Raw genomic sequence first — 16964 nt, forward strand, 5'->3', positions numbered from 1 at the left:
CCCTCCCCGCTAGCCGGTGGCGCCGAGGCCGCCCTGCTGCTTGCGGGCGACGAACGCCGCCATGCGCTCGACGGACTCCAGGTTCTCCGGCGTCGTCTCCTGGTCGGCGATGCGGATGTCGAACTCCTCCTCCAGGAACGCGATCACCTCGAGCATGCCGGTGGAGTCCACGAGCCCCGTGGTCACGAGCAAGGTGTCGTCCGCGACCTCCGAGGGATCGCTGACGTAGAAGTTCTCGAGGATGAACTTCCGGATGGTCTGCTGGGTCGTCATGTCGCCTGCCTCTCCTGGAATCCGTTCGCAAGGCCGGGGCGCTCGCCCAGGCGATCCACCAAGGTCGTGAGCTGGAGCCGGCCGGTGCGCTCCGGCGCCCGCCGCACCAGCCGATCGTACAGCAGGCCCGTGGACAGCACGCCCACCACCGCCATGTTGTCCGCGTTCGAGAGCTGCTCCCCGCCCGCGGACGCCTGGCACTTCCGCCAGAGCCGGTCCACCGCACGCGGCTCGAACACGCCGGCGCGCGCGACCCCCTCCGGGCTCATCAGCTCGGCGGCCCACCCCGGTGCGCCGGGCCCGACGAAGCTGAGCGCGTCGGGCGCGCGGTAGGGCTGCTTGGGCCGGCGCACGATCTCGGGCGGCACCAGCCCCGCCGCGGCGCGCTTCAGGGCGTGCTTCTCGTCGAGCACGCGGAGCTTGAACGAGGGCGGGAGCGCGTTCGCGAGCTCGATCACGTCCGCGTCGAGGAACGGGAAGCGCCCCTCCACCGAGTGCGCCATCAGCATCCGATCGCCCTGGGACGACAGCAGGTACCCCGAGAGCAGCGTGCGCACCTCCAGGTACTGATCCTGCGAGAGCGCGGCCCAGGCGCCGAACGAAGGCGGCAGATCGCGGAGCAGGCGCGCCACCACGTCCACCGACCGCGCCGCCTCGCGGACGCCCGGCGTGAAGAGCCGCTGGAGCGCCGCCGCCGACTGCCAGCGTGTCTGGTGCGCGAAGCCGGGCACCCCCGGCGCCTCGCGGCCCCTGCCGAAGAACTCCCTCGCCATGGCCCGCTGGGCCACCGGGGACCGCGCGAGATACGGGTAGAGCCGCTCCAGCAGGCGCGGGCGGAGCGCCGACGCGGGCTGCCGGCCCCAGAACCGGCGCACCTTGCCCTCGCGGAAGAGGTCGTAGCCGGCGAACATCTCGTCGGCGCCCTCGCCGGTGAGCACGACCTTGATCCCGGAGTCGCGCACCAGCCGCGAGAGCAGGAACAGCGGCGCCGGCGCGGTCCGGAGCAGGGGCCGCTCGGCGTGCGCGACGACCTGCGGGAACGCCTCGGCGATGTCGGCGCGGCGGACGACGATCTCGCGGTGATCGCTCTCGATCCGGGCCGCCACCGCCCGCTGGAACGCGGTCTCGTCGTACTCCGCGTCCTCGAAGCGGATCGAGTACGTGCAGAAGCGGTCGCCCTTCACGCGCCGGCCCAGCGCCGCCACCAGCGAGCTGTCCAGCCCGCCCGAGAGGTAGCTGCCCACCGGCACGTCGGCCCGGAGCATCCGCAGCCGGACCGCCTGCTCGAGCGACGCCCGCACGCGCTCGACCGCCTCGTCGAGCGAGCCACGGAAGCCGCGCTCGCCTGCGGGGTACGACGGCTCCCAGAACGCGCGGTCGGTGGTGCCCTCGCGCGACACCGTGCGGACGTGGCCGGGCTCGAGCTCGGTCACGCCGGCGAACACCGACTGCGGCGGTACCACCGTCCAGAACGTGAACGTCTCCGCCAGGCCCACCGGGTCCAGCGCGCGCGGGAGGTCCGGCGCGCCCGCGAACAGCGCGCGCACCTCGGACGCGAACCACAGCCGCCCAGCGTGCTCGCAGAGGTAGAGCGGCCGGACGCCGACCCGGTCGCGCGCCAGCACCAGCCGCCGGCGCGCCGAGTCCCACAGCGCCACCGCGAACTGGCCGTTGAAGCGCGCGAACGCGTCCTCGCCCCACGCCTCGAACGCGTGGACGATCACCTCGGTGTCGCTGCGCGTCCGGAACCGGTGCCCGAGCGCGACGAGCTCCTCGCGCAGCTCCAGGTAGTTGAAGATCTCCCCGTTGAACGCGATCCACAGCGTGCCGTCCTCGTTGGAGAGCGGCTGCTGCCCGGTGGCGAGGTCGATGATCGAGAGGCGCGCGTGGCCGAGGCCGGCGCGGGCGTCGCGGTACAGGCCGAACTCGTCGGGGCCGCGGTGCCGCAGCGCGCCGGTCATCGCCTGGAGCTCGTCGAGCCCCGGCGGCGGGCTCCCGTCGCGCAGCGAGACGATGCCGGCGATGCCGCACATGTCAGCCCCGCGGATCCGCCACGAGCAGCGGCGCCTGGTGCAGGTACCGGCTCACCCGGCGCTTCGCCTCGATGTCGCGGTAGACGCGCTCGACCTGCTCCGGCGTGAGGCCCAGCACCGGCGCCACCTCGGCGGCCGGCGTGTCGTGCTCGTGCGCCCACAGGCACAGGTCCATCTCGCGGTACGGCAGCGCGAAGTAGAACTCCTCCTGCGTCTGCGCCAGCGAGAACGTGTCGGTGGTGGGCGGCCGCCGGCGGATCTCCTCCGGCACGCCGAGGTGCTCGGCCAGCGCGTAGACCTGCGTCTTGTAGAGGTGCGCGATGGGCTTGAAGTCCGCGGCGCCGTCGCCCTGCTTCACGAAGAAGCCCTGGTCGTACTCGAGCCGGTTGGGCGTCCCCGCCACCGCGTAGTTCAGGCGATCGGCGTGGTAGTACTCCATCATCTTGCGCGTGCGCTGCTTGAAGTTCGTCGCCGCGACCATCTGCAGGTACGCCGCGGGCGGCATGCGCACGGTCCGCTGGCTTCCTCGCGGATCCGACACGGTGAGGCTGGTGATGTTGAGCCGCTCGCCCTCCAGGAGCGAGGGGAGCGTGAGCTTGCAGCGCCAGCCGTCTCCGTACTCCGGCACCGCCATGCGGATCGCCTCGAGCTGGCGCGCATAGCAGCCCAGCCCCTCCAGCGCCGGGGCGATGTCCTCCACCACGTGCCGGATGCCGAGGTGGGCGGCCAGCATGCGGCCCAGCCGCAGCGCGTCGCCGGACGAGTCGCGCTCCGGCATGAGCAGGCCCACCACCCGGTCCGGGCCGAGCGCGCGGACGCAGAGCGAGGCGACCACCGAGCTGTCGATGCCCCCGGACATCCCGACGACCGCGCCACGGCGCCGCAGGGTCCCCAGGACCTGCTCGCGGATGCTCCCCTCGATCCGCTCGGAGACGAGCGGTGCGTCGATCTTCAGGACGTCCCTGGTGAACATGTTCCCCCGACCGCGACTATCGCGCCTGCGGGGCGCGGCATGGCAGTCCCACGATGACGGGTGCCCCCCGGCGCCGAAGTCGGGATTCTAGGCTCGATCCCCCCGCCGCTCCCGCGGGATGGCGGGGCTTCCATGAGCACGGGACGCCCCGCGGCATTGCGCGCGCGGCCGCGTGGGGGTACCGATGGTGGCGCGGTGCGGGTCTGGCGACCAGGGGTGGGCGCTGCCGTGCGATCTCCGTTCCTACACGACTGGCTGTTCGCGCACGCCGAGCGGCGCCCCGAGGCGCCGGCGGTGGCGACGCCCTCCGTGCGCGTGACGTACGGCGAGCTCGCCGGGCGCGTGCGCGCGCTCGCGGGCCACCTCGCGGCCCGGGGCGTGCGTCCCGGCGACCGGGTCATGCTCGCGCTGCCGAACGTTCCGGCGACCGTCGCGGCGGGGCTCGCCGTGAACGCGCTCGGCGCCACCACCGTCGAGGTGAACCGGGAGTGGTCGCCGGAGATCCTCGGGCGCATCCTCGCGCAGACCCGGACGCGCCACGCGCTGGTCTGGGGTCGCGACGCACGGACGTGGGGTGGGCTCTGCCGGAGCCACCCGCTCGAGCGACTCTGGGTCGTGCACCCCGGCGCCCCGCCGGCGGCGCTCCTCGACGCGCTCGGCGGCACCCCTGCGACCTGGGTGCTGGAGGACGGCCGGGTGGATCCGGCCGAGGGTGGGGCGCCGCACCCGCCCTCCCCGGCGCTCTCGCCCGACCAGCCCGCGCTCGTCCTCTACACCTCCGGCAGCACCGGCCAGCCGCGCGGCGTGGTGCAGACGTTCCGGAACGTGGAGGCGAACTCGCGCTCCATCGTCCAGTACCTCGAGCTCGGCGAGTCCGACCGCGCGCTGCTGATCCTCCCCCTCTACTACTGCTACGGGCGCAGCGTGCTGCAGACGCACCTGCTGGCCGGCGGCTCGGTCTTCCTCGACGGACGGTTCGCGTTCCCGCGCGTGGTCCTCGAGGCCATGACCGGCGAGGGCTGCACCGGCTTCGCCGGCGTCCCGCTCACGTTCGAGATCATCCGCCGCCAGGTGGACGTCGCGTCCCTGCGCTTCCCCACCCTGCGCTACCTGACGCAGGCCGGCGGCGCCATGGCGCCGGACACGGTCGCCTGGGTGCGCAAGGCGTTCCAGCCCGCGCGGCTGTTCGTCATGTACGGGCAGACCGAGGCGACCGCGCGGCTCGCCTACCTGCCGCCGGAGCGCGGCGAGGAGAAGCTCGGCTCGATGGGCGTCGCCATCCCGGGCGTCGAGCTCCGGGTGGTGGACGACGGCGGGCGGGAGCTGCCCACCGGCGAGACCGGCCACCTGGTGGCGCGCGGCGACAACGTGACGCTCGGTTACCTGGACGAGCCCGAGGAGACCGCCGCCATCCTGCACGACGGGTGGCTGTGGACGGGCGACCTCGCCTCGCGCGACGCGGACGGCTTCTTCTTCCACCGCGGCCGGTCGAAGGAGATCCTCAAGGTCGGCGGGCACCGCGTGAGCCCGATCGAGATCGAGCACGCGGTGGCCCGCCACCCCGACCTCGCCGAGGCGGCGGTCGTCGGGGTGCAGGACGCGCTGATGGGCGAGCTGCCGGTGGCATTCGTGGTGCCGCGCCCCGGCGCGTCGCCGACCGAGGACGACCTGCGCCGCTTCTGCCGCGAGCACATGCCGGCGTACCAGGTCCCGGTGCGGTTCACGTTCGTGGACGCGCTGCCGCGGAACGAGTCGGGGAAGCTGCTGCGCGCGGAGCTGGCGCGGAGGACGGGGCCGTGAGGCGGATCGCGATGGTCGGGCACGGAGACTACTCCGCCGCGCTCGAGCTCATCGCGCGCGGCGAGCCCGAGCCGTACTTCGGCATGGCCTACACGCTCCGGACGCTCGACGCGCTGTTCGAGGGCGATCCTCACCTCGTCGTCAGCCTGAACGCGCCCGCCTATCGAGCGCGGCGGGGAGCGGGCGAGCTCGTCGGGCTGCCGGTGCGCGCGCTGCCGCGCCCGCTGCCATCCACGGTCGCGATGGCGCTCTGGGGCCGCCGGATCGTCCGGGAGCTCGAGCGCTTCCGTCCCACCCACCTCCTGCTCCGCACGGGCGGCATCCTGGCCTGGCAGGTGCTCCGGTACAGCGTCGCGCGCGGCGTCGGCACGCTCGTCGTCTTCGCCAACACGTTCGACGACCCCGACGCCAAGAACCGCTTCGTGAGCCGGAGGCTGGCCCCGCTGCTCAACGACCGCAGCGTGTTCCTCGTCGGGAACCACAAGGCCCCGGCCACCTCGTCGATGGCGCGGTTCGGCATCGACCCGCGGAAGTCGATCGCGTGGGACTGGCCGGGCACGCGCCATCCGCGCGACTCGCCGGTCAAGACCCTGAAGGCGGGCGCGCCCTGGCGCGTCGCGTACGTGGGCGCGATGACGGAGAAGAAGGGCGTCGGGGACCTGCTGGAGGGGATACGCCTCCTGCACGCGCGAGGGCGGCCGGTGCGTCTCACGGCCGTGGGCAGCGGCGCCGATCTCGAGGCGCTGCGCGCTCGCGCGAGCGCCCTGCCACCGGGGCTCGCCACGTTCCCAGGTCGCGTCGGCAACGACGAGGCGTTCCGCCTGATGCTGGACAGCACGCTCGTGTGCGTGCCGACACGGCCGGAGTTCACCGAGGGCATGCCCCTGACGCTGACCGAGGCCCTCGCGAGCCGGACGCCGGTGGTCGCCTCGGACCACCCGGTGTTCACGCAGGCCTTCGTCGACGGCCGCGGCCTCCGCTTCTTCCGGGCCAGGTCGCCGGCCTCGCTCGCCGACGCGATCGAGACGGTGCTGTCGGATCCCGCGGAGTACGAGCGCCTCTCCCGGACCACCGCGGACGCCTATGCGACGGTCGAGTGCCCGACCTCGTTCGGCGATCTCGTCCAGCGCTGGAAGCGATCGTTCTGACGGCGATGCCGTCCCCCGAGCTGGAGGACGGCATCGGTCGGGCAGCAGCCGGCGCCCGGGTCGGGCTCAGCGTGACTCGAAGGCTCCGACGTCCAGCCCCGCGCCCCGCGGCCGCGGCGCGAGCAGGTAGTCGCCCCGGACGTCGGTCAGGTTCAGGCCTGCGTCCACCGCCGGAGAGCCGACCGGCAACGTGAAGTCCCCGCCCCCGGGGTTCGCGAGCGCCGACAGGCCGACCAGCAGGTTGACGTCTTCCGCCCAGCCGGCGCCGCGCGTCCCCTGGACGAGGCTGATGTTCCCGGTCGAGTCGGCGGCGTACAGGTTGTTCCGGAGCCGGAGGTTGGTCGTCGTCGAGTTGGTCCGGATGAGTCCGGAGCCGCCGCTCGCCGACCCGTTGTAGAACGTGTTGTTGTAGATGCGGATGTCCGAGGGCGCAGGGACGACGCTGTTGCGCTGCTCCCACAGGATCGAGGTCACGCCGGACGCGAGCGTGTCGTCGAAGACGTTGTTGCGGACCATGGCGTGGCTCGACTCCGTCTCGATGTCCGCGACGAGCGACGCCGACCCGCCGAACCGGTTTCGCTCGAGCACGAGGTGCGAGACGGGACCGTTCTCGTTCGCCACGCTGCTGGCCGAGCCGATCGAGACCGTCCACTGGGACGTGGCGCTCGCCTGGAACACGTTGTCGTTGATGGAGACCCACCGCGTCTCGGGGCGGCCGTCGTTCAGCTGCGGCCCGTGCAGCTTGAGCGCGTGGCGCTGTCCTCCGGGGCGCAGGAACTGGTTGTTCGAGATCACGGCCTTGTGCGCCTGCCACACCCGGCACACGTGCGTCTGGCCGGGATCGCTCGCGACGTTCCCGAGGAGGGCGATCCTCCGGCCGCCCAGGTACATCCCGTACCCGCCGTTGTTCGGAGACTCGCTGTCCACGATGAACATGCCGTCGTGGGGCGTCGCGTAGATCGGCGTCCAGTCTCCCCATCCGAGCCCGACGTAGAAGTTGCTGGCACGCAGCCGCAGGACGAGCAGGTTCACGCCCTGATGCGAGACGTCCGGCCCGATGGGCCCGGTCGCGGTCGACGGGTTCGCACCGCGCATGTCGAGGTCCATGATGCGCCAGTCGGCGCCCGTTCCCCGCGGGCTGAAGACGTTCCCGTCCCCCATGTCCGCGACGTTGATGACCGGGCGGTTGCCCGAGCCATACGCACCGATGATCCCGGGGCCGGGCTTGGTGATCGCGTAGACCGCGGAGGCGGAGAACGTGTCTCCCCGCCGGAAGAGGACCTGCACCGGGCCGCTGGCGGCCAGCGCGGCCGTCATGGCGCGATGGACCGTCTGGAAGGGCGTGGACTGCGACGTGCCGTTGTTCGAGTCGCTGCCGTTCGCGGCGACGAAGAACGTCGTGCCGCTGAACGCCGAGACGTTGATGGTCTGGGTGTAGGTGCGCGAGACCCCGGCGGTGTCCACGACGGTGAGCGACACGGTGTACGTACCGGGGTTCTCGAAGACGTGGGCGGCCGTGTACCCGGTCGCCGTGTTCTTCGACTTCCCGGTCGTGCTCCAGCTCCCGGAGCCGGGGTCACCGAAGCTCCACGTGTACTGGGCGCCCTCGAGGTCGGCGGGCTGGTACACGTTGCTGGCCCAGCTGAACGGCGAGGCGCTGCCGGTGGGCGTGGTGTCGATCGCGTCGAAGAACACCGCCAGCGGCGCGACGCCGGAGGTCCGGTGCGCCGCCGTCATCGTCGAGCCGTCCGGCGGCGGCGGGGGGGCCGTCGAGACGGTCACGGTGGCGCTGGCGCTCAGGGAGGGGTTCGCGACGCTGGTCGCGACGACCCGGTACGTGCCGGTGCTCGAGGGGGCGGTGTAGAACCCATCGGCGCTGATCGTGCCGCCGGTCGTCCCGTCCGCGATCGACCAGGTGACCCCGGGGTTCGCATATCCCGTCACGTTCGCCTGGAACGTGAGGCTCTGCTCGGGGTAGACCGTGGCCGCGCCCGGGGAGACGGTGACACCCGGCGCCTGTCCAGCAGGGTCTTCGAAGGTGGAGTTGGTGCCGGAACAGCCCAGAGCCAGCATGGAGGCGATGGCCAGCGCGGCCGCCGCCGTTCCCTTCGAGACAGGCTGGAAGTGCATCGGTGGGTCTCTCCTTGATCGGTGTCTACGAGGCTGTCCCTTATAAACACGACACCGACAGCGAGACCATTACCGGACCTGACTAGGCTAAGGGTCTTGTGAGGTTGTGGACGGACATGTAGGCGTACGCTCACCGTGACGGTCCTTCAGCCTCGCGCGCCCGGAACCCTCGGCGTCGCGGCCGCCAGCGGAGCCCCGTCCCGGAGGCGGATCTCCTTCGCTGGAACGCCCGCCACGATGGCCATCGGCCGCACGTCCTTGGTGACCACGCTGTTCGCGGCGACGACCGCACCGGCGCCGATGCTGACGCCCTTCAGCACCACCGCGCCCCGGCCGATCCAGGCGCCCTCGCCGATGTGGATCGGGCGGGATGTGTGCGGTTGTGTGCGGACGAGCCCGTCCGCGGCCAGGCCGTGATCGGCGTCCCGGATGCTGACGTACTCCGCGATGAGCGCGTCCCGCCCGATCGAGATCTCGGAGTACGCCACGATGAACGCTCCGGCGTTGATCCGGACGTGCGCGCCGAGCTGGATCCTCCCCCCCTCGCAGGTCTCGAGGAACACACGGCGGCCGAGGCGGCAGTGCTCGCCGAGCTCCAGGCGCAGCCGCCCGCCCGTCTCCACCGCTCCGTCGAACTGGGTGGTGACGGGTACCGTCCCGTCCACGCGCGCGCGAAGCCGCGCGAGCCGCCAGAGCCGCTGGAGCGGCGCCACCGCGGGCTCCGCCACGCGCAGGAGCAGCGCGAGCAGCGTCGCGACGCCCCCGACCATTCCGACCGCCAGACGCCGTGCCGCCATGACTCCCCCAGGCGCGAGCCGCCGCCGCGAGCGCCTCAGCGCGCCGCCGCCGGGGCCGGCTCGCGCGGCACCGACGCGATCACCGACGCCAGGGCCCGGGCGGCGCGTGCCCGCCCCTCCGCGTTCAGGTGCCCGCCGTCGTCCGTGTACGCCGGCACGAGCGACGGGACGGCCCCGCCCTGCCAGGCGGACGTCTCCGCGCTCCCGTCCGGGCGCGTGGACTCCACGCGCGCGAGGTCGAACAGCGGCGCCTTCCCGCCGTACTCCCGCCGCATCAGCGCGTTGAACTCCTCGCGGCGCGCGTTGTGCTGCGTCCCCCACCGCGGCTTGCCCAGCAGCTCCTTCGCCCACCCGCGCACGCCGCCCTCGACGGTCTGGAGCGGGGCGGTCACGTGCACGAACGTCGTGGCCGGGCTCACCGCCTGGAGCTCCGCGATGGTCTTCCGGTAGGCGGCGAACAGGGACGCCACGTCGGTGTCTGCGTGGATGTCCACGTAGCAGAACTTGAGCAGCGCCACCTCGGCCCCCGCGCCCTCGCCGCCGGGGGCGAGGGCGGCGGAGAAGCTCCGCAGCTTGCGCATGGGGTCGCCGTTCTCGGCGACCGCCTCGTGCGCGAAGGTGCCCGCGCCGACGCCGGGGGCGCGGGCCTCCACGATCCGGAGCGGCACGCCCTGCTGCGCGGCGAGGTCCTGGAGCCCCTGGATGACGTTTCCGCCGACCGACTGGTGTCCGAAGAACACCCGCCGCTCCGAGACCGCCTGCAGATCGCGCCGCTCGCGCGGCTCGGCGCGCACGCGCGAGGCGACCGCCATGGCCGCGAACGCGGCCAGGCCGAGGAGTGCGTGTACGGCGAGCGGCGGGGTCGTCATGGTCGTCCTCGGTTCGGCAGGAGGCAGGCGCTACGAGGCCGCTCGGAGCGAGTCCGGGACCTCGCCGCGCGGATTCCACACCGACGCCTGGCGCGCGTCCAGCTCGGCGGTGGCGCGCCGCTTGCCCTTGAGCAGGCACTGGAGCTGGTAGCGCCTCAGGAAGCTGCGGAACGCCGCGTCGCCGTAGCGGGGCGCGCCGGTGAGGAGGCTCCGCAGGTAGCCGTAGAGGATGGCGACGCCGCCGACCACCAGGGGCGGCCGGGTCATGCGGAACGCCGCGCTCGCCAGCAGCCACAGCGGGCTCGTGCCCATGAAGTACTGGCCGGAGCCGTGCCGCGCCCGCCCCGTCCACCAGCTCTTGTGGCTGGTGCCCATCGGCCGGAGGTGCAGGAAGCGCAGCTCGGGCTCGTCCCACGAGGTCGCGATCCAGCCTCGCTGCCGGCAGCGGTGCGTGTCGATCCCGTCCCACATCACCGCGCGGACGAAGCCGCCGATCTGCCGGAAGCACGAGACCCGGTAGAACTTGCTCGCGCCCACCGAGACGTCGTCGCCGATCCGCTCCGAGACGAGGCGCGGGTCCGCGCCGAGCGGGAACGGCATGGGCGTGCCCGCGTCCCCGCGCACGTAGTACGCCTTGCCGGAGCAGGTGCCGAGGCGGGGCTGCGCCTCCATCCGGTCCATCAGCGCGGCGAAGTAGCCGGGCGGCAAGTCGAGGTCGAGATCGAGCTTGCAGACGTAGTCGAACGCGTCGAGGTCCACCGTCTCGAGGCCGGCGTCGAACGCCTCGATCACCCCGCCGCCCACCTTCCGGTCCCCCCGGTCGGCGCGGCGGAGCACCCGGATCCAGGGAACGCGCGCGGCATACTCGGCGAGGATGGCGGGGGTCTCGTCCTTCGAGCCGTCGTCCACGATCACCCAGAGCGCCGGCGGCTCGGTCTGGGCGATGACGGAGTCGAGGGTCCGGCGCGCGAACCGGGCCTCGTCGCGGCAGGGCGTGATCACACAGTACGATCGCGGGGTCATGGCGTGGCGGTTCGACCGTGTACCGCATCGCCGCGACCGGACAAGTCCCGCGCGCGGACGGCACGACCGCCCCATCGCGTGGCCGCGTGACACCGGGCCAAGGGAGCCTCACGCGGCACGGACGCGTCTGGGCGCGGGCGCGCTCGGCATGGGATAATCGTACCGGCAATGCGCGATGCGAACATGGCGACCCGCCCCCCGGCGGCGACAGACGAGCAGGCATTCTACTTCACCAGCGCCGGCCGGCGCCTGTTCGCGGTCCTCCATGCGCCGCCGGATCCGGCGGCGTCCCGCGGAGGGTGGCTGCTGTGCGCCCCCTTCGGCGAGGAGCGGGGGTTCGCGCAGCGCACCTGCGTCGAGTGGGCGCGCGCGCTCGCCGCCGCGGGCCACTGGGTGCTGCGCTTCGACGTGCGGGGCTACGGCGACAGCGAGGGGCTGTTCGAGGAGTTCACGGCGGACGACCACGTCGAGGACGTGCTGGCGGCGCGCCTGGAGCTGGAGCGGCGCGCGGGCGTCCGGTGCGAGGGGTTCTGGGGCCTGCGCCTGGGCGCCACGCTCGCCACGCTGGGGGCGGCGCGCGGCGGGCTGGACGTGGCGCTCGCGCTGTGGGAGCCGGTGGTGAGCGGCGAGCGCTACGTGGACGGCCTGCTCCGCGCCGTGATGGTCAAGGAGATGACCAACACCGGGCGCGCACCGCGCACGCGCGACCAGCTCCGCGAGCACCTCGCCGCGGGCGGCCAGGTGATCGTGGAGGGGCATCCGGTCACCGAGGCGATCCACCGCTCCATCGCCGACATCGATCTCGGCGCGCCCGGGGCGCCCGCCCGCGGGCCGGCGTTCATCGCGCAGATCTCGGCCCGCGCCGAGTCGAGGCCGCGCCGGGACCTGGAGCGGCTCCGGACCGCGCTGGGGGATGCGCGACTGGAGCTGTTCCAGGCCCCGCCGCCCTGGCAGCAGAACGACGAATACGCGGACACGGTGCGCCCGGCGGCGCTGTTCGAGGCGACGCTGCGCTGGATCGCGGCGCTCCCCGCCTCCAACCCCCTCCCCGTCCACGCGGCCCCCGAGCCGCCCGCCACGGAGTGGCGCGCCGCCGACGGCTGCGTGGAGCGTGCGGTCTCGATCCCGGCCGCGAGCGGGACGCTCCGGGCCATCCTCCACCTCCCCGAGACCGTCGACCGCTCGCGGCCCGCGGTGCTGATGGTCACGCCCGGCTTCAACTGCCGCACCGCCCGCTACCGGCTGTACGTGCGGCTGGCGCGCGAGCTGGCCCGGCGCGGGTGGGTGGCGCTCCGGCCGGACCCGCACGGCATCGGCGACAGCGACGGCACCATCGATCACGCCAGCGTGGCGGACCTCTACAACGACATCGAGAACGGGGTGTTCGTGGAGGACACGCGGGCCGCGCTCGCCTTCCTGGAGTCCTCGGTCGGCGTCGGGTCGGCGTTCCTGGTCGGCCTCTGCGGCGGCGCCAACACGTCGGTGCGCGTGGGCGCCTCCGACCCGCGCGTGGCGGGCGTCGTCGCCTCCGAGCTGCCGTTCCTGCTCACGCCGCACATCGGCGCCGACGAGGCGGCCGCGCCGGTGCCGGTGGCGCGCGCCGCGGCGGACCACTTCCTGCGGTCGTATGCCCGCAAGCTGCTCGACGCCGAGGCCTGGCGGCGCTTCTTCAGCATGAAGAGCGACTACCGAAGCCTGCTCACGTCGCTCCGGGTGGCGCTGGTGCGGCGCCTGTGGCCGCGGCGGGCGAAGGCGGACGACGCCTGGTTCCAGGCCCGCCTCGGGCCGCTGGCCAACCTCGGGCTGGTGGCGGCCTTCCGCGGTTGCCTGGCGCGGCGCATCCCCGTCCTGTGCCTGTTCGGGGCGACGCACAACTCCTGGTACTTCTCCGAGCTCTGGCCGGGGTTCCGCACCTCGGCGGGCGGCGCCGAGGCGCGCGTCTCGACGAAGAGCATCCCGAACGCCGACCCGGGGTTCTCGCTCCCCGAGCACGCCCGGGCGTTCCTCGACGCCGTGATCGGCTGGACCGAGGCGCGCGGCGGATCGGCCGCCGAGGCCCCGCCCGCGGCCCGTCGCACCGCCTGAGCGGCGCGCCCGGACGGTCGCTAGCCGCGCCGGGCCGCCAGCGCGCCGCGAATCTTCTCGACGTACCAGCGCGCGGGCTCGCGGTTCATGGCGAGCCAGGCGGCGAGCGCCGCCACGCAAGCGACGGCGACGGCGAGGACGCTGCGCGGGCCCAGCAGCTCCAGCACGAGCAACCCCGCGCCGGCGGCCACCGCGAGCTTGACCGTGCGCCCGGCGTCCCCCGCCAGGATGTGCAGGCCGTCCCTGCGGCACCCCAGCGCCAGGAACAGGTACCGTGGCACATCCGCCACGACGACGCAGCCGAGCGCGACCTCGAACCCCCATTGCCGGAACGCGAGGGGGACGGCGCCGAGCAGCCACACCAGGCGGGCCGCGTTCGACGCCGCGAGCCACTTCACGCGGCCGCCGGCGAGCACCACCGACGCGGTGAAGTGCACGAGCGAGCTGCCCCAGATCCCGAGCGCGAGCAGGCGCACGATCCAGCTCGCCTCGGCGTAGCGGTCGTCGTACAGCACCTGGACCACCAGCGGGCCGGCCAGCATCAGCGCCAGCGCGCCCGCGCCGGCGAGCAGCGCCATGGACGAGTTGGCCCGGCGGTACGCGGCCTCCAGGTCGGGATCGCTCCGGCGCATCTCCGAGAACATGGGGAAGAAGACCCGGAACGAGATGGCGGCGATGAGCGCGGTGGGGGCGTCCACCAGGGCCAGGGCGATGTTGTAGACGCCGAGGCGCTCGAGCGGGAGCACCTTCCCGAACACCAGCCGGTCGCCCTGCTGCGCCAGGAACATCACCGCCGAGCTGACGAACACCCACTTGCCGAAGTGCAGCATGCTCGCCGCCGCTTCCCGGTCCCAGCAGAACCGGTTGCGGACGCCGCCCATCACCACGTGGCTGAGCACCGTGCGGATCGCGCTCGCGGCGATCGTGCCGGCGAGCAGGGCCCAGACACTGCGGGTGAGCCAGGCGCCGGCGATCATGATGACCGACGCCGAGACCTGTACCGCCAGGTCGAACAGCTGGAGCCGCGCCATCCGGAGGTCGCGGTTCGCGGTGTCGATCGCGGTGGAGACGAAGCCGTCCAGGCAGGCCGCCAGCCCGGCCACGGGCAGCATCCACATGAGCTGCGGCTCGCCGTACATCCAGGCGGCGGGCCACGCCACCGCGAAGGTGGCGAGCCAGAGCAGGAACCCGCGCGCCACCTGTACCGTCCAGGCGGTGTTCAGGAACGCCGCGTCGGACCGCCGGTGCTGCACGATCGAGGCGCCGATGCCCAGGTCCGAGAAGAGGTGGACCCCTTGCAGGCACACGTTGACGAGGAGCATGAGCCCGAACGCGCGTGGGAACAGGAGGCGCGTCAGCACCAGGTTCGCGCCGAAGCGAACGACCTGGCTCGCGCCGTAGCCGACCGCGACCCACGCCGAGCCCCTGGCGACGCGGCGGCCCAGCTGCTCGAGCGCCGGCGCCGGCGTCTCGTCCTCGGGGGTCGGGGGCGGCGGCGCTCCGGCAGGTTGCACGTTCCGCATCAGAGCACGATCCGCTGGCCGGTCTCGCTCGAGCGGACGAGCGCGTGCTCGACCCGCATGAGCTCGAGCGCGTCGGCGCCGGTGACGGGGATCTCGCCGCTCCGGCGATAGGCGACGTAGAACGCCTCGATCGAGCGCTGGAACGAGAGGGCGAAGCCGGCCGGCGCGTCGCCGTGGCGCATCCGGAGATCCACGGGCTTCCGCGTCGAGGCGGTGAGCGTCCCGAGCGCGTCGTTGTCGAGGATGCCGCTCAGGCTCACGCACCCCTGGTCGAACACCGCGTCGAGGGTGAGGAGCAGGCCTTCGGGATCGAGGAGGCCAGAGCTGACCAGGCTCGCGCCCACCCCTTCCTCCGTCTCCAGCGTCGCCACGCAGTACGTCGAGGGGATGTACAGCAGCTCGTGGGCGTACGCGTTCCACCGCTCGAGGCCGCGGGTGCCCGGCTCGTCCTGGATCGCGCCGGAGACGGTGCGGATCCGGCCACCCAGGAAGCGCACCAGGTCGAGGACGTGGTGGTGGACGCCCGCGCTGGAGAGCGCCCGGAGCATGCGGAGCTTCCCGAGCTCGCCCGACTCGCGGAGCGCGCGGATGCGCTGGATGCCGGGCAGGAAGCGCCAGTTGTAGTTGACCCCCAGCACGCGCCCCTTCTCCCGGGCCGCGCGGACCATGTCCTCGCCGCTGGCCAGGCTCTCGGCCATGATCTTCTCGCAGAACACGTCGGCGCCCGCGTCGAAGCACATGAGCGTCGTGTCGCGGTGCGTCCACTCGCGCGTGCAGTTCACCACCAGCGTGGGGCGGACCTCGCGCAGGAGGCGGGCGGCGTCGGTGAACGAGGGGCACCCGAGGCGCGAGGCGAGCAGCTCTGCCCGCTCGGGCCGGACGTCGCACACCCCGGCGACCTTCACCCCCGGCAGGCGCAGGAAGCCCGGGCCGTGCTCGAAGCGACCGGTGTAGCCGCAGCCCAGGAGCGCCACCCGGATCTCCGCCAGGTCGGCGCCCGGCAGCGCGGCCATGGGCCGCGGCGGGATCTCGCTCGCCATGCGGCCCACCTGCCACCCGGCGTGCCAGCCGGCGCGGTACTTCACCTGCCGGTACGGCACCCAGTTCGCCCGGACGTGGCGCGCGAAGCGGACCGGCGGACGCAGCACCGCCTTGAGGCGCGGGTGCGCGATCACGAACTCGCGCGGGTGGCGCGCGGTCCAGGCGGCGGTGTCGAGCGCGCGGAACCACCCCTGGCGGCGGACGCGGCTCTCCAGCGGCAGCGGCTCGCCGTGCAGGATCCGGCGAACGTACTCGCGAGCGTAGCCGAGCTCGCGCTCCACGATGGCGCGCGACGAGGGCTCGTTCTCCAGCTCGAAGTTGAAGTCGCCCGCGTACCCGTCGCGCAGGAGCGCCTCGAGCAGCGGGAGGTAGTCGCAGTCGCCCTTGCCCGGCGTGACCGTGACCTCGCCGCGCAGCGTGTCCCGCAGGTGCACGTGCGCGATCGGTACCCCGAGGCGCGCGGGCGCGTCGACGAGCGGCGCGCGGTTGCCGCGCTGGACGTGGCTCGTGTCGAGCGTGCAGGTGATGCGCGGATCCGCCACGCGCTCGAACAGGCGGGCCGCCTGCGCGACGTCCGCGGCGAGCGTGTGCGCGTGGGGAGCCTCGAGCGAGAGCGTGAGCCCGGCCTGCTCGGCGAGGTCCAGGTAGCCGCGGATCCGCGCGGCGACGACGTCGGCGGTCTCCTCCCACTGCTCGGGCGGGACCAGCGGGCCGGGCGGGAGCGTCAGCACCCGCGCGCCGATGCGCCGGGCGAGGCGCATCGTGGCGCGGATGCGCCGGTCCACGAGCGCGAGGTCGTCCGACACCAGGTCCCCGGGGTGGAGGTTCACCGACGAGACCGCCAGGCCGCGGGCCGCGATCGCGGTCGCGATCGCCTCGCGCTCCGCGTCGCCGAGCGCCAGCGGATCGACGTGGTCGCAGTGGCCCGGAACGATGCCGAGGTCCACGCGGTCGAAGCCGTGGGCGCGCGCTCGGTCGAGCGCGTCCTCGAGGCGGTCCCACGCGCGGAACGTGAGCAGCGAGCAGCCGACCCGCCCGAACGCGGCCTCGGTGCTCACGGGACCTGGTTCCTCGCGATCGACTTCGCGTGGCACGAACATGTCTTCCCCCCCCGGGCATCGCCTCGGCCGCACCGCGCAGCGCCCGCCGGCAGCCGGATGCATACCCCCGGGCCGCGCTGGAATGAAGTCCTGTGATCACCGGAGCGCCGGCCGCGCCCGCCGCCCGCCCGATGCGCCGCGCCCTGACGCGCAGGCCCACCGGGGCGGA

At 73.5% G+C, this 16964-nt stretch carries 12 protein-coding genes; 3 read left to right on the forward strand and 9 right to left on the reverse strand.

Annotated elements, in window-relative coordinates:
- Nucleotides 1-9: 9 nt before the first annotated feature.
- From ANAEK_RS14420 to nadE, 3 genes are read right to left on the reverse strand one after another with little or no spacing between them, the layout of a single operon-like run.
- A complete protein-coding gene (locus ANAEK_RS14420) occupies nt 10-273 on the reverse strand; it encodes an acyl carrier protein (RefSeq protein ID WP_012526863.1) in 264 nt (87 codons plus the stop codon).
- Nucleotides 270-2306 (reverse strand): asparagine synthase (glutamine-hydrolyzing), encoded by a 2037-nt coding sequence (gene asnB / locus ANAEK_RS14425; RefSeq protein ID WP_012526864.1) that lies wholly within the window; start codon nt 2304-2306, stop codon nt 270-272. Before asnB ends, ANAEK_RS14420 begins: the two co-directional genes overlap by 4 nt.
- Nucleotide 2307: 1 nt before the next feature.
- Nucleotides 2308-3279 carry an NAD(+) synthase gene (gene nadE, locus ANAEK_RS14430; protein ID WP_012526865.1) on the reverse strand — a complete coding sequence of 324 codons (972 nt, stop codon included), beginning with the start codon at nt 3277-3279 and terminating at the stop codon, nt 2308-2310.
- A gap of 228 nt (nt 3280-3507) precedes the next feature.
- Here nadE and ANAEK_RS14435 point away from each other — a divergent pair, with 228 nt between their 5' ends.
- Nucleotides 3508-5079, forward strand: a complete 1572-nt coding sequence (locus ANAEK_RS14435) for a class I adenylate-forming enzyme family protein (RefSeq protein ID WP_012526866.1) — start codon at nt 3508-3510, stop codon at nt 5077-5079.
- Nucleotides 5076-6227, forward strand: coding sequence for a glycosyltransferase family 4 protein (locus tag ANAEK_RS14440; protein WP_232288221.1), 1152 nt, complete (start codon nt 5076-5078; stop codon nt 6225-6227). Before ANAEK_RS14435 ends, ANAEK_RS14440 begins: the two co-directional genes overlap by 4 nt.
- A 66-nt stretch (nt 6228-6293) precedes the next feature.
- On the opposite strand, the gene ANAEK_RS14445 is transcribed toward ANAEK_RS14440, so the two are convergent.
- The 4 genes from ANAEK_RS14445 to ANAEK_RS14460 all read right to left on the reverse strand — a co-directional run bounded on the left by ANAEK_RS14445 (nt 6294) and on the right by ANAEK_RS14460 (nt 11046).
- Nucleotides 6294-8357 (reverse strand): PKD domain-containing protein, encoded by a 2064-nt coding sequence (locus ANAEK_RS14445; protein WP_012526868.1) that lies wholly within the window; start codon nt 8355-8357, stop codon nt 6294-6296.
- Between the two features lie 146 nt (nt 8358-8503).
- Complete coding sequence (locus tag ANAEK_RS14450; RefSeq protein ID WP_232288222.1) at nt 8504-9154, reverse strand: acyltransferase; 651 nt, start codon at nt 9152-9154, stop codon at nt 8504-8506.
- Nucleotides 9155-9189: 35 nt separating this feature from the next.
- Nucleotides 9190-10023 carry an SGNH/GDSL hydrolase family protein gene (locus ANAEK_RS14455; protein ID WP_012526870.1) on the reverse strand — a complete coding sequence of 278 codons (834 nt, stop codon included), beginning with the start codon at nt 10021-10023 and terminating at the stop codon, nt 9190-9192.
- A gap of 30 nt (nt 10024-10053) precedes the next feature.
- Complete coding sequence (locus ANAEK_RS14460) at nt 10054-11046, reverse strand: glycosyltransferase family 2 protein (RefSeq protein ID WP_012526871.1); 993 nt, start codon at nt 11044-11046, stop codon at nt 10054-10056.
- A gap of 183 nt (nt 11047-11229) precedes the next feature.
- Between ANAEK_RS14460 and ANAEK_RS14465 the strand changes: the two genes are divergently transcribed.
- Entirely contained in the window at nt 11230-13131 is a 1902-nt protein-coding gene (locus ANAEK_RS14465) for a dienelactone hydrolase family protein (RefSeq protein WP_232288223.1), read from the forward strand.
- A gap of 20 nt (nt 13132-13151) precedes the next feature.
- On the opposite strand, the gene ANAEK_RS14470 is transcribed toward ANAEK_RS14465, so the two are convergent.
- Both ANAEK_RS14470 and ANAEK_RS14475 read right to left on the reverse strand, forming a co-directional pair.
- The gene (locus ANAEK_RS14470; RefSeq protein WP_012526873.1) at nt 13152-14654 is read right to left on the reverse strand and encodes an oligosaccharide flippase family protein; all 1503 of its coding nucleotides are present in this window, start codon (nt 14652-14654) and stop codon (nt 13152-13154) included.
- Nucleotides 14654-16753 carry a TIM barrel protein gene (locus tag ANAEK_RS14475; protein ID WP_012526874.1) on the reverse strand — a complete coding sequence of 700 codons (2100 nt, stop codon included), beginning with the start codon at nt 16751-16753 and terminating at the stop codon, nt 14654-14656. The genes ANAEK_RS14470 and ANAEK_RS14475 overlap by 1 nt, the downstream gene beginning before the upstream one ends.
- Nucleotides 16754-16964 lie beyond the last annotated feature (211 nt).

This window comes from Anaeromyxobacter sp. K, from assembly GCF_000020805.1.
GTDB classification, from domain to species: Bacteria; Myxococcota; Myxococcia; order Myxococcales; family Anaeromyxobacteraceae; genus Anaeromyxobacter; species Anaeromyxobacter dehalogenans.